A 14,075-nucleotide genomic window follows, 5' to 3' on the forward strand; every position below is an offset into this window, starting at 1 on the left:
AGACTCCGTGGTGTGGAGAACCTGAAGTGCACGCAGTGCGGTGTCGTCGGGCTGGAGCAGGGGTTCGTGGAGGACACCGGGGAGGGCTCCCGCGGGTATGCGCGCTGGATAGCCGGTGCCCTGGAGCGCGGCATCTTCGGCGGTGCCAAGCGGCTGGGCCGCCCGCGGTGGCAGATCGACGCCTTCCGCTGCCCGTCCTGCGGGCACCTGGAGCTGTTCGCCGTCAAGCCGGTCTAGGGCGTGTCACGGGCGGTCTTCACTGGACCACGGGTGCCGTCAGGGCGTCCTGCTGGAGGTGGGCGGCCCGGTCGATGATGCCGGGGATCTCGGCGTAGAGGGACTCGCCGGGGCACAGGGTGCAGAAGGCGTCGCGGTGCCCGGAGACGGCGTTGAAGGCGTGCCTGGCGCCGACCGGGAAGCGGCTGCCGCTGTTGGTCGAGGTCAGCTCGGACCGGTCGTCGGCCCGGATCCCGTGCAGCCCGAGCTTCCAGGCGGCCAGTCGGGCGATGGCGTCCACGACGGGCGCGGGGACCTCCGTCCCGGAGTTGTAGGTGCCGATCGCCGCGATGCCGACGGTGTCCCGGTTGAAGCCCATGGTGTGGGCGCCCACGACCGGGCGGTCGACACCGCCGAGGCGGCCCTCCCAGATCGTGCCGAAGCGGTCGACCAGGAAGTTGTAGCCGATGTCGTCCCAGCCGCGGAACTCCAGGTGGTCGCGGCGGATGGCCCGCAGGATGTCGGGCACGTCGCGGGCGTCGTAGGAGTTCGGGTCGTCCGTGTGGTGGATGAGCACGGCCCTCACCGCCCGGTCGTACTGCACCTGTGCGACCGTCTCCCCGCTCTGCCAGGTGGAACGCAGCACGATCGGCGGGGCGGCCGGGGCGGCGAGGCGGACGGGGACGGGCGCAGCCACCGCGACGGGTGCGTCGGCGGCGACCGAGCGGTGCGGGTGGGCCGCCGCAGGCAGTGCGGTCACGGCCCCGGCGGCGACGGCTTGCAGCGCGCGGCGCAGCACCAGGCGGCGGTTGATGTCCATGCCACGGAAGCTACGGGCAGTGCGACCGGTCTGCATTCCGTCGCCCGCGTGTTCGGTCCGTCCGCCGTACTCCCTACTCCGACCGGGTTCGTTCGCAGGCGGTTGACCTGTCGTCACCTGTAGGGGTGTCGGGCTGCGGACCCTGCGGAGGGGACGGACTGACCGGGCGTCATCCGCGGCCGGCCCCGGTCGTCCGCGGACCCGCGGGCATGCCCGTGGGAACCACTGCCTCCGGCCGGACGTCTCCAGTCGACGTCGCCCCACGGCGATCACGGCCGTCGGCGGCCGGCCCCGAGCGGGTCCGGCGGGCGGCGGGGAGGACGGGAGTGTCGGATGGTCGGACTTGTGACAGGGATCGGGGCTGCCGCTCCGCCGCCCGCGCCGGAGCCGTCCGGGCGCGGGTGGCTGCGCGGGCTGCGGGCCGTCGTGCTGTTCGTGTGCGCGGTGCTGCTGCTCGTGCCCGCCGGGCTGGTGGTGGTGCGGCTCGGGGGGCTGGACGACGGCACCGACCTGGCGATGCCGGTCGCGGGGGTGCCGTACGCGGCGCTGCTGAGCGTGCTGCTGCTGTTCGTGACGGCGGTGCTGCGGGCTCGGCTGCTGACGGCGGTCGCGGCCGCGCTGACCGTCGTCCAGCTGTTCTGGCTGGTGCCGCGGTTCGTGGGGGACGGCGGGGCCGTGCCGACGTCGGCGCCGCGGCTGCGGGTGGCCACCGTCAATGCGTACGTGGGCCGGGTCGACCCGGCGGCCGTGGTGCGGCTGGTCCGCGACGAGCGGGTGGACGTCCTCGCCATGGAGGAGGCGAACCCGACGCTGGCGGCCGCCCTGGACCGGGCCGGCATGGCCGAGCTGATGCCGTACCGGGTGCCGCCGACGTCCTCCGACACGGCGCTGTACTCCCGGCTGCCGCTGACCGGGACGCGGGCGGCCGGCGCGGGCGTGTCGGCCCCGCCGACCTCGGCCGAGGTGTCCGTCGACGGCCGGCCGGTGCGCCTGGTCGCCGTCCACACCTTCTACCCGCTCGGCGACTCCCGGCTGTGGGCCCAAGGCTTCGACACGCTGGAGACGGACGTGCAGGGGCGGGCCCGCAACGCCGTCCTGCTCGGCGACTTCAACGCGACGCTCGACCACACGCCGATGCGGCGCCTGCTCGACCGCGGGCTGACCGACACCCATGCGGAGCTCGGACGCGGCTTCGACGGCACCTGGCCGGCCGACCGACCCGTCCTGCCGCCCGTGCTCCAGCTCGACCACGTGCTGCACGGCGACGACCTGGCCGCCGTCACCGTCTCCGAGCACACCGTCCCCGGTACCGACCACCTCGCCGTCGTCGCCGAACTCGCCGTCACCGGCTGACGCCAGATCAGGCCGAACAGGGAATAACGGTCGACTTCTGGCAGACGTACCCACACTCGGTCAAATGTGATCTTTCGCCCGGCGATCGGACAACCTCTGGCTAGATTCCGGTAGCAGCGGCCGTCCGCTTCCGATGCCGCGCGGCCCACTGAGCGAGGGAACTCCATGGCGACCGTCGTGATGATCCACGGCATCTGGTACACGTACGCCAGCCGTGAAGGCATGCACCGCGAGTGGTACCAGGCCCTGCGCACCGGCATGATCGACGCCGGCCTGGAGCCGCCGGGGCCCGCCGAGGTCGCCGCGGCGTTCTACGGCAACTGTTTCCGTTCGAAGGGCACCAAGAGCGGCGGTTCCTCCGACGATGTCGGCTCGCTGCCGCCGTACCAGGCGGGTGAGGTGGAAGCAGGCTTCGAGCTCGAGCTGCTGCAGGCGATGGCCGCGAGCCTCCCGACCGGCGGGACCGCCAAGGGTGTCGTCGGCGACCTGCTGCGCAAGCTCGAGGTCAGCAAGTTCCTCGGGGACGTTCCGGCGAAAGCCGTCATCTGGTTCGTCAAGCAGGTGCACCGGTACTTGACCGACGGGACGCTCCGGCGCTCCGTCCTCGACCAGGTGTCCCGTACGGTCACCGCGGAGACCCGGGTGATCGTCGCACACTCGCTCGGCAGCGTCGTCGCCTACGAGGCGCTGTGCGAGAACCCGGACTGGAACGTCGACACCCTGGTCACCCTGGGTTCTCCGCTGGGCATGGAGGCGGTTGCCTCGCGTCTGCAGCCCCCCGTGCGCCCCGGCGCCGAGGCGGTGTGGCCGGGCACCAGGCGGTGGGTCAACGTCGCGGCACAAGAAGACCCGGTCGCGCTGCTGAAGGAACTCGGCCCGGTCTTCGGCAAGGACGTCGAGGACCGGCTGGTCGGCAACGGCCTGCGCAACGCCCACTCGGTCGTCCGCTACCTCACCACGCGCGAGACCGCGGAAGCGGTCGCCGGTGCCTGTGGCCACAGGTGACACTGCCGACGGACTCCGCCGAGTCTGCATCGTCGCGGGAACGGCGGAGTACGAATCGGAGGACTTCGAACGTCTGGGCGACGTCCCGAAGGAGCTGGCGCTGGTACAGGCTGCGCTCACCACGGCCTGCGGCATGACGGCGGCCCCCGGCAGCACCCTCAATCCGACGAGCGGAGAGTTCCTCGACGCGGTGGGAGGCGCGGTCACCGGAACCTCTCCGGACGATCGGGATGCCGAGCCGAACCCGCCGGACGCCGCAGCCGTGTACTACTCGGGCCACGGGTTCCACACCGATACCGACTACTGCCTCGCGACCCGCAGCTCGAAGCACCGCAGCGACAGGGACAGGGACAGGGACAGCATCACTGCCACCGAGCTCGCACGGGAGGTCATGCGGCAGCCCGGCCCGCCCGAGGTGGCGGTCGTCGTCGACGCCTGCTTCGCCGAGGCGGCGGACGCCGAGTTCCAGCGATTGCGGGAACACATCCTGCGTGAGGACCGGAACCGGCCCCCCGTCTACCTCATTGCAGCGGCCTCGTCCACCACGACGGCGCAGCCGATGGCCTTCGCCGAGGCGTTCGCGACCGCTCTTCGCTGCCCCGGCCTCCCGCACAGCTCCGCGTACATCCACCCCCGCGCGCTGACCGAGGAGATCAACCTCCGGCTGCCCGAGGACCAGCGGGCAACGTTGTGGATGTCCAAGAACTGGTCCCTCACCTGCCGCGTCTTTCCCAATCCCCGCCACGTCAAAGGCATCCTGCCGATCGACCTGGCCGCTCAAGGGTTGGTCGACGGCGCCCCCGACATGGGCTGGGCGTTCGTCGGACGACGCCGGGCGATCGGGGAACTGGTGGCCCACCTGTCCGGCACCGATCCGCGGGACCGACTCCTCCTCCTGACAGGCCGTAGCGGATCGGGGAAGTCCACGCTGCTGGCATGGCTGGCCGCAGCCTCGCGGGGCACACCGTTGAGAACCGCGGATCGCGATGCGGTCGGCCTCGTACCCCTCGGCTGTGTGACCGTCATCGCGGACGCCCTCGGCGAGGACCCGCTGAGCATCGCGCAGTACATCGCCATGCGGCTGACCCATCGGCTTCCGCCGGACGACGTCGACGCATGCGTCGAAGCCGTTGCCGACCACCCCGAGCCGGTTCGGATCGTCATCGACGCGGTCGACGGCGCCCCGGACCAGCCGGGCATGACCGACCTCCTGCGAAAGCTGGCCGCCGTCCCGACCGTCCGGCTCGTGGCGAGCACGCGCTCCACCGTCAAGGAGCCGGGCTGGGTCGTCCTCGACCTCGACGACTGCGACTACTTCCACCCGGACGACGTCAAACTGCTGGCCGCGACGGTACTCGGCGGGCACGCCGGGTCGCTCCACCGCGACGTCCCTCCCCCGGTGCTGGACGGGTGGGCCGCGCGGGTGGCCGAGTGCGCCGACGGATCCTTCATGCACGCCCTGCTCTACGCCTGCCACCTGGCCACGCAGGAGTCCACCGAGGTGCGCGTGTTCATGGACGAGATCTTCGTGAGCCAGCTGGCCGCGCTCCATCCCGATGACCCGCGCTGGGGCGCCGACCTGCTGAGACCGCTGGCGTTCGCGCTGCGCGGCGGCATGCCCGACTATTCCCTGTGGATCGACCTGGTCCGGCGGCTCAGCGATCGCGAGGTCAACCACTCGGACCTGGACCGCATCCAGGTCCAGGCGGGCCATCTCATCGCCGAGTCCGCCGGATCGGAGCAGACCGGCGGCTGGCGGCTCCAGCACGAGGAACTGGCCGCCCACCTGCGGCAGGGCGTCGATGCCGAGGCAGTCCACAAGGCATTCACCGAGGCTCTGCGACCCGGCGACACCGACACCTGCGGATGGGCAGGTGCCGGCCATTACGCGCGCGTCAACTTCGCGGAGCACGCCATGCTCGCCCGCACGCTGGAGAACCACCTCGACGACCCCGGCTTCCTGCTCATGGCCGACCCGGCGAGGCTCCGCCGTGCCCTCGACCTCGCCGATTCGGAGACCGCCCGGACGACCCGCGCCGTCTACGACGGCGTACGCAGCCGCGAGCCCTCCGACGGCTGCGAGCTGTCCCGCATGGCGCTTCTCGCAGGGGCACGCAGCCGATCGCTCCTCGCCTCGAATGCCACGGACCTGTCGGAGCGCTGGACCTCGCGCTGGGACCGGGCGGTCCGGCTGCCTCCGGCCGTCTCCACCGTCACGCTGCCGGCCGAGAACGCCGGACACATGGTGCTCGCGTCGATCGACGGCTCGGTGCGCACGCACGGTGCCGCTTCGTCCGGTTGGCAAACGCTGCTCCCCGCGGGGGAGATCGTCACCGCGCTGGGCGGCGGCTGGTTGCAACAGCAGCCCGTCCTCACCGTGGGACGTTGGAACGGCCAACTGACCCTGCATCACCTGAAAGCCGGCACCGGCGGGGAGCTGGCCCCGTTCGACGGGAGTGTCATCGCCTGCCCCGTCCTCCCGTACGGCGTGCTTGCCGCGTCCGACGAGGAATGGCAGTTCATCTCACCCGGCAGAACCGGCCCCCGGGTGGACACAGGAGGCCTGGTCCTCCAGTCGGCGGCAGCCACGGTCGTCGACGACCGCGTGCTGGTCGTCGGCGCGACCGCCGACGAGGTCGCGGTGTGGCAGGCCGGGAGCGGCGAACTGCTGGACTCGTTCGCATCGCCGTCCCGCCGGGCGATCAGGCTCGTCGCAGCGCACGGCCGAACACTCCTGACGGCAGGTCACGAGGGGGCCGTGTACGCGACCGACGTGACCGGAGGCCACCACCGCCTCCTGGTGCGGCACGGTCAGCGGCCCATCTCGTCACTGCGGGTCGTCCCGGACGGCGCCGCGCCGATCCTCGTGTCGGCCTCACTCGACGGCACCGTGTGCATGACGCCGCTGAACGGCCACGGCCCCCGAGCAATGGTCGACGTCGGACTGGAGGTCCGCTGCGCGGATCTGGATCTGGCGGGCCACCTGATCATCTGTACGGAACTCGGGGTCGCCCGGATCGCCGGGTGGCACACCGGGCTGTGACCCAGAACGGAGGAACCCGATGACGGACACGGACACAAGGACACCGACGGCAACGGCCCAGCAGGCGTCCTACGAGGCCGTGCTGGCCCTGCACGCGCTCGCCGGACTCGTCGAACAGCCGGCAGGGGAGATCGACACCCGGCTTTGCGAGGTCGTGCGAGTGCTGGTCGATCGGGCCGCCGCGGCGGGGGACGGGTTCTGCGCACCCGCATGGCTGCTGCGGCACGACGGTCCTACGCAGGAGCTGTGCTCGGCGGGCGCGCTGCTGGCCGAGGCGCTCGATTCCGGGTCCACCGGCCTCGCCGGCCACCTGGCCGTGATGCATACGGCCGGGCTGATCGAAGGCCTTTACGGTGTCGCCGAGTTCACCGATCGGACACCGCTCGGCCAGGGGTCCGCGGCCACGCTGTACGCGCCACTCGACAGAGCCGCAGGCCGAACCGTGCTGGCCACGCTGGAGGTCGCCCCTGCCGCTCGGCGAGGACCCGTTCTGCCCGCCCAGGGCGGCCCCCGGGAGGCCAGCGCCGGCCCCCGCACCCCGACGTGGTCGCCGTTCGGCGAACAGTTCCTCCTGGAGGCTGACCGGGCACTCGCCGCCGCACGGACGCTCCTCACCCGGATGGGGATCGCCCAGCCTCCGGTGATCCGCGCCGACTTCGCGGCGCCGGGAGTGCTCAGCCCCTCGACGGTCGCGGACGGATCCGTGGCTGCAAGCCTGGCGCTCGGTCACCTGGCCCGCGAGACCGGCCTGCCGACACCGGCCTCACTCGGAGTGCTGGTTCTGGGCGGCATCACGCCGGGCGGCCGGTGGACGGAGTCGGCATCGCCGGAGCCGGCATCGGATGCAGCCGCCCATGCCGGACTCGCCGTGCTCGCCCGGACGAGGCGTGGCTGGAGCCTGGTGCGGGGAGCGGAGACCACCCTCGACGACGATCACGATCTCGCCGGGGCGTGCCGCCTCCTGTGGGGCGAGGACTGGGCCGCAGCCGCCCACGCCCTGCGCGGCAAGGCCCTTCGAATGCACGGCTGGGAGATCCTGCACGCTCCGCCCCGCACACCCCGCGCCATGGTGCGGGGTGTGCCCGTCGATCCCGACGAACCGCTCCTCGTCGAGCCGCCGCAGGTCGACGTGCTGTGCGGGCAGTACACGCAGCACCCGGCGCTCGGCCTGATTCTCGGCGGGCAGGCCAACAGCGGGAAGAGCGTCATCGCCCGTCAAGTGGTCGCCCGCCTGGAGCGGCAGAAATGGCAGGTCGTCGTGCTGAGCCCGATCGGCCGCGAACTGCCTCCCGACGGTGAGCTCCCCGCGGTGGTGCAGGCCGCACTGACCCGGACAGGCGTCACCGCCGAACATCGCACCCTGGTAGTGCTGGAGAACCTGCATCCCGTGCGGAACGGCAGACTCGGCGACGCCGTGGCCGATCTGGCGGCCCGGCTGAGGATCAGCGTCCTCGCGGTGGCCCGGTACGGCAACGGGTCGGGTGTCGACTGGAACACCGGGACGGTGTCTCCGGTGCGGGCCGTGCTCGACGACACTGCCGTACGGAATCTGGCGGAACGGATCGTCGCCGAATACCCGGCGGGGGCCGCGCGCACCGCGAAGGATCTCCTCCCGGTCGTGATCGCCGCGGCCCGCGGGGACCTCTGGATCCTCGGGCGGCTGATCCGCGACATCGCAGCCCAGTCGACGGAGGTAACCGACGCACGGGCAGGCGCCGCCCTGGCCTGGTTCGTGCAGAAGCGACTCGCCGACCTGGACGAGGCTCAGCTGGAGACCGTACGCACGGTGGCTGCGGTGTCCCTGTTCGGCGAGCCGGTCCCGGAGGAGCTCCTCGGGCCGATCGACAAGGCGGGCCTCACGGCCATCGGCGTGCGCTCCCGCGACGGCCTCGTCCGGCTGGCGAGCCGGACCGTCGCGCGGCTGGTGGTCAACGGCTCGGCGGGCGCCGATCCGTCGGACCGCACCTCGGTGCGGAGCGAGCCGGACGCACTGGCGTACGTGGTCCCGTACCTCCTCCGTCTGATGACGGACGGCGCCCCGGGACGCGTGGTCGGGCTGCTCCGCGCCTGCCGGGCGCACAACGAGGAAGTCCTTCCGGCCCTGCTCGGCGAGCCCGGTCTCGCTGCGGGGCTGCACGCCTGGCTCGAGCGTGCCGATCCCATCAGCGCGGCGGCCGCGCTGCGGGTCTGTGCCGAGCACCTGGCCGGCGAGCCGGTCTCCGCCGCGCTGACGGCGGTGCTCCGCGCGCTGCCGACGGCAGACAGCCTGGATTCACGCGGGCTGTCCGATGTGGCGCGGGTGATCGAACAGACCCACCTGCATGTCGCGAAGACGGAGGCCTACACCGCGTTCGTCACATGGCTGGCCGGTCCCAACGACGGCCTGCGGACGGTCCTCGAGCGACCGGCCTCGCTCGCCGACCGATTGCGCCTGGCGTGGAGTCTCTACGACATGGATGACGCGGGATGCGAGATGGTGGTCTCGCAGGCCGAACTGCTCTCGGTGGGCGCTGACGCCTCGAACAGCCGGGACCTCATCCTGATCCGGAAGCTCGACGGGCTGGTCGCGCGCTGCCACGGCGAGACCGGCCGGCCCTTCGACCGTTATCCGCTGCTGAAGCACCGGCACGTCCAGGACCTCCTAGAGGCGCGGCCCGCACCGGATGCGGGGTTCGCCGCCGTCGTGGCGTGGATCTCCCTGCGGCTGCACTTCGAAGCGGACAACACCAGGTTCGACTGGGAGAAGGAGCTGATCGCCCCGTACGCGACCCGTCTTCGGGCGGCCCTCCAGCAGGCGCCCGGCTCGGAGATCACCGCGGCGCTGAGCGACCTCGCGGCGAACAACCGCGCCTTCTGCACCCGCCTGCTCCACAGCCTCAAGCCGGAAGCAGAGCTGCGCAGCGTGCTCGACTCGGCTGCTCCAGCCGATGCCGCCCACCTGATCAGCGTCGTGGCCCGGCTGCACAGCGCGACCGTCCGCCGTCTGCTCTTCCACGAACGCGGGGGCAAGCTGCTGCCTAACCGCAGGCTCGCGGAGCGCCTGGCGCACAGGGTCCGCGAACTGCCCGACGCCAAGGGGGCCGGCCTGCTGCTGCTCAGCGCGCAGAAGACCGACGACCTCTATGCTTCCGCCGCCCAGCGCTTCGCGGGCCTGCTGGCCGAGCTCATCGGGCGGGACCTGGCCCTCGAGCTGGTCGCGCGGGAGATCCGCCCGTCCGTTCTCTACCACTTCCTTCAGGGGCTGTGGGCCGCAGGCGCCAGCTACCGCCATGAGGTGGAGAACAGTGCCTGCGACCTCGTCGTCCGATCGATCACGGCGCCGCACCTGTCGATCAGGTCGTGGGCGCCGCGCCTCGCCCTGCTGCTCGGTGCCGATGCCTATCTCGGCGAGGCCTTCCTGAAGCGGCTCGCCGAACGGATCGACAGGGGAACGATGAGCCGGCTCCTGGCTCGGCCGGGAACGGGGCTCGACACGCTGACGCACCTCCACCGGCTCGGGCGGATCCTCCATCCCGAGGTCACCGCGGACTACCGCGTCGGCCGCCGCCAGCTGCAGGCCCTCTCGGGTGCGCGCAGCATCAGCGAGGTCGCCGAGTACCTGAGGGTGGTCGCCACCACCCTGCGGATGGGCGGCGAGGAGTCGGCGGCCTCGGTGGTGCAGAGGCAGCTGCAGGAACAGCTGCCGTACTGGGACTGGGCGACCGCGATCACCCGTGCCCGGCGCCCCCAGGAGGTGGCCCAGGCGTTGAACAACCTCTCGAAGCTCGATCCGGTGGTGGCCGGCGAAACACTCGGCTCCCTCGAGTGGGCCGTCGGCGACGACCGCCTCGGCTTTCTCGAGGCGACGATGCGGCGTTCCGCCGGGGAGCCGGTGCAGGTCTGCGAGCTGATCCATGCGGTGGAGGCCGTCCGGGGCAGTCTCGGCCGCGAGCTGCTGACGACCTTGCGGGAGAGCGAGCACCATTGGCGGAGGTTCAGCCGGGAGGTCCAGTACGAGCAGAACCCGGTCACCCAGGCCCAGGTCGGTCGGCACCTGGCACGCCTCGGTGTCATGCCCGGCAGGTACGACACGCACTGGATCCACGATCTGGTCAACGATCGGTGGGCCTCGACGATCTCGTTGCTGGCGAGCCCCAGGGCGGTCTCGGAACTGCTCCAGCTGGCGTTCACCTGGCAGAAAACATGGGGGCACGGTCTGGCGAAGGACGTCCAGGCCGGACGTCTGCTCGACCGGATCGGAGGGGGAGCCGTCGAGGACCTCCGCCAGGTCCCGGGTCTGGTCAACATCCTCGAACTCACCGGCAGGGGCACCCTGGCCGGCGACATCCTCGCCGAACTGGACCATTTCGACGAGCGGTTGCTGGCCGAACGGCTCGGCCTGGCGAGCGGGTCCGCGCTGCTGCGCCAGCTCCACAGGCTCTCGCCCCACCAGGTCGCCCGGATCGGCTCCGGCCTGGCCGCGGAGCTCTCTGCCACGCTCCGGCAGCGCCTCGTGGTCGAACCCGAGGCGCACTGGACCCGCATCGGCTGGGCCGCCCAGTCCCTCCTCGAGGTGGGGCTGGAGGGGCTGCTGCCGAAGGCTGTCCCCGTGCTCGCACCCAACCCTGCGTTCCCCGTCGGACTGTGCTGGGCAGCGGCCTGGCTCCCGGAGTCGGACTGGACACGGCGCACCCTGGACACCGCGCTTCCCTCTGCGCACCTGCTCGGCCGGGTCCACAGGCGGCCCGATCACGTCTTCATGCCGCTGATCGCGGCGGCACGCACCGGACGGAAGATCGAGGCCGGCGACGAGGCGACCTTCCGGAAGGCTGCCGCTCAGGCATCACCGGGGGTGCTGACCCTCCTCTGGCGTGAAGGAAGTGCCGGCACGGACACCGGGCCGGCGGGCCTGCTGTCCGCTCTGAAGCCCGTCGTTGCGAACCGGTTGAACTCTCCCGGGCTGAGGGTGAACTCCTGGCTCGGTGAATTGAAGCAGCACGTGTCGAAGACTCCCGGACCTCCTCCGAGCGGGCCCGCCGCGCTGATGGCGGCGCTCGGGGTGGTCCCGCCGATCGGTCCGGAGTCGGCGGAGTGAGTCCGTTCCCGGATGTAACGGCACTTCCCGGTGCCGGTTGCCTTCGACCGGCTCCCACACGACCATGACGTTTCGTCAAAGTGGTTGTGGCGGGTGCATGTCAGCCTTAGGTTGTGCGGTGGGTTAAACAAACTTGTGCCGTCGCTTGATTCGCCGCTGCCCCGGGAGGGCCCTGTTGCGCAGTCGCAGCCGCCTCTGGACCATCGTCGCGGCGGGCCTGGTGTCCGCCTGCCTGCTCCCCGCGCCCGCCTGGGCCTCACCCGCACCGCCGACCGCACGGTCCGCTCCCGCGCAGGACGCCGACATCAAGGACCGGCTCGCGGCCCTCCCCGGGATGCACCTCGTCCAGGAGAAGACCGTCACCGGCTACCGCTTCTTCGTCCTGACGTACACCCAGCCCGTCGACCACCGGCACCCGGAGCGCGGCAGCTTCCAGCAGCGGCTGACCGTGCTGCACCGCGGCCTCGACCGGCCGACCGTCTTCTCGGCGAGCGGCTACGGCCTGCCCGCCGACCCGGGCCCCTCGCGCTCCGAGCCCACCCGGCTGCTGGACGCCAACCAGGTCTCCCTGGAGTACCGGTTCTTCCGCGGCTCGGAGCCGGTCACCGGCGGCGACTGGTCCACCCTGAACGTCCGCCAGGCCACCGACGACCAGCACGCCGTGTTCACCGCGCTGAAGTCGGTCTACACCGGCCGGTGGATCGCCACCGGCGGCAGCAAGGGCGGCATGAACGCCGCCCACTACGAGCGCTTCCACCCCGGCGACATGGACGGCACGGTGGCCTACGTGGCCCCGGACGACGCCGCCCGGCCCGGCGACCGGGCCTACGCGGAGGTGATCCGCAGCAACGGCACCCCCGAGTGCCGCGCCGCGCTGGCCGCCGTGCAGACCGAGACGCTGCGCCGCCGCACCCGGCTGGCCGCCCGCTTCGAGCAGTACGCCGAGGACAACGGCCTGACCTTCTCCGCCGAGTACCTGGGCAGCGCGGACAAGGCGCTGGAGGCGCTCGTCATCGACACCCCGTGGGCGTTCTGGCAGTACGGCACCGCGGCCGACTGCGCCGCCGTCCCCGGCAAGGACGCCACCGACCAGCAGCTGTGGGACTGGCTGGACGGCGTGGAGGGCTTCTCGTTCTACACCGACCAGACGCTGTCGTACTACGCGCCGTACTACTACCAGGCGGCCACCGAACTCGGCGCGCCCGAGGTGGCGTACCCGCACCTGAAGCCGCTGCTCAAGTACCGGATCTCGGTCTGGGACTACATCCCGGACAGCGTCGCGCGGCGCGGCTTCGACCCCTCGCTCACCCGTGACGTCGACCGCTGGATCAGCCGCAACGCCCGGCACACCCTCTTCGTGTACGGGTCGGCGGACCCGTGGAGCGCCGAGAAGTTCGGCCTCTCCTCCCGGGCCCGGGACAGCTGGGTGATGACGGTCGCGGGCGGCAACCACGGCGCGTCCATCGGCGCCCTCGCCGACGCCGACCGTGCCACCGCCACCGCGGCGCTGCAGCGCTGGGCCGGTCTCGCCCCGGCCGGCGGGCCGGGCATCGCCGCCCCGCAGGCACCCGCCCCGTACGACGCCGTGCTCGACCGGCCCGGGCAGGCGGAGCGCCACCGCCTCCCCGGCCTGCCCAGCTGAGCCCGAGCCGCGCGGCGCGGGTCCCGTCCGGCCTGGACGGGACCCGCGCCGCGGGCGACGGAACCCGGGTCAGGCCGTCTTGAGCTTCTCCTTGAAGAGGGTGAAGTCGATGACCTCGTCCGCCGGCGGGGCCTGGACGGTGATCGGCTTGTCGAACTCGCTGAAGTCCATCTGGCCGGGCTCGCTGCCGGTGGTCTGCTCCATGCGAACCAGGTACGGCTTGCCCTCGGTGGCGATGTAGGCGGTGGTGCGGGCACCGTCGGGGTCGGTCCCGACCAGGCTGAAGGTCTTGACACCGTTGGTGGTGCCGGCCGAGCCCTTGGTGACCTTGGTGTCCGGGTCGTCGCCGCCCTGGGTGATGCCCTTGATGAGATCGCACATGCTCGCGATCTCCTTGATTTCGGTGTCGTCCTGGCCACCGGTCAGGTAGCGGCCCTTGAACAGCTCGGCAGCGGCGGCGCCGGCCTTCGGGTTGGCCTTCTCGCTGCCGATCTTCTTCCAGAAGGCGGCGTCCGGCTTGATCCAGGTGCCGGTGCCGTTGTGCAGGATCTCCACCTGGCCCTCGCCGCCGACGGCGACGGTGCCCTTGCAGTTGCCCGCCTTGTCGGCGGCCAGGTGCATGGTGATCTTCTGGCCGTCGGTGGTGATGGTGCCGTCCAGCTTCAGCGCGGTCAGCGCGGACATCGCGGTGTGGGCCTGCTTCATGATCTCGTCGCCCGACAGCTTCTCGGTGTCGAGGGTCTGCACCGGGCTGGCCGAGGGCGAAGCCGGGGCGGCGGGGGCCTTGGCCGCAGGCTTGCCGTCGCTGGCGCAGGCCGTGGCACCGGCGGCCAGGACCACGCAGACGGCGGCGGTACGGACAAGACGCGTGGAGAACATGGATCTTCCTTGCACAGAGAAGTGATCTGGGGCCGCCCCGCCG

At 71.8% G+C, this 14,075-nt stretch carries 8 protein-coding genes; 6 read left to right on the forward strand and 2 right to left on the reverse strand.

Going from position 1 to position 14,075, the window contains the following annotated elements:
- Positions 1-12 precede the first annotated feature (12 nt).
- Positions 13-237: a hypothetical protein gene (locus tag ACQ614_RS04780; protein WP_363489505.1), complete on the forward strand. Its 225-nt coding sequence runs from the start codon at positions 13-15 to the stop codon at positions 235-237.
- A gap of 19 nt (positions 238-256) precedes the next feature.
- On the opposite strand, the gene ACQ614_RS04785 is transcribed toward ACQ614_RS04780, so the two are convergent.
- A complete protein-coding gene (locus ACQ614_RS04785) occupies positions 257-1,036 on the reverse strand; it encodes a peptidoglycan recognition protein family protein (RefSeq protein ID WP_431676897.1) in 780 nt (259 codons plus the stop codon).
- 345 nt (positions 1,037-1,381) lie between these two features.
- Between ACQ614_RS04785 and ACQ614_RS04790 the strand changes: the two genes are divergently transcribed.
- From ACQ614_RS04790 to ACQ614_RS04810, 5 genes are all read left to right on the forward strand, one after another.
- Positions 1,382-2,389, forward strand: coding sequence for an endonuclease/exonuclease/phosphatase family protein (locus ACQ614_RS04790; protein WP_431676898.1), 1,008 nt, complete (start codon positions 1,382-1,384; stop codon positions 2,387-2,389).
- Positions 2,390-2,554: 165 nt separating this feature from the next.
- Positions 2,555-3,394 (forward strand): hypothetical protein, encoded by an 840-nt coding sequence (locus ACQ614_RS04795; RefSeq protein WP_431676899.1) that lies wholly within the window; start codon positions 2,555-2,557, stop codon positions 3,392-3,394.
- Positions 3,375-6,437, forward strand: coding sequence for an AAA family ATPase (locus ACQ614_RS04800; protein ID WP_431676900.1), 3,063 nt, complete (start codon positions 3,375-3,377; stop codon positions 6,435-6,437). The genes ACQ614_RS04795 and ACQ614_RS04800 overlap by 20 nt, the downstream gene beginning before the upstream one ends.
- Positions 6,438-6,456: 19 nt before the next feature.
- The gene (locus ACQ614_RS04805; RefSeq protein ID WP_431676901.1) at positions 6,457-11,511 is read left to right on the forward strand and encodes a hypothetical protein; all 5,055 of its coding nucleotides are present in this window, start codon (positions 6,457-6,459) and stop codon (positions 11,509-11,511) included.
- Between the two features lie 175 nt (positions 11,512-11,686).
- A complete protein-coding gene (locus tag ACQ614_RS04810; RefSeq protein WP_431676902.1) occupies positions 11,687-13,153 on the forward strand; it encodes a S28 family serine protease in 1,467 nt (488 codons plus the stop codon).
- Positions 13,154-13,222: 69 nt separating this feature from the next.
- On the opposite strand, the gene ACQ614_RS04815 is transcribed toward ACQ614_RS04810, so the two are convergent.
- On the reverse strand, positions 13,223-14,032 hold the full coding sequence (locus ACQ614_RS04815; RefSeq protein WP_431676903.1) for a hypothetical protein: 810 nt from the start codon (positions 14,030-14,032) through the stop codon (positions 13,223-13,225).
- Positions 14,033-14,075 lie beyond the last annotated feature (43 nt).

This window comes from Kitasatospora dryopteridis (assembly GCF_050749075.1).
Lineage (GTDB): Bacteria > Actinomycetota > Actinomycetes > Streptomycetales > Streptomycetaceae > Kitasatospora.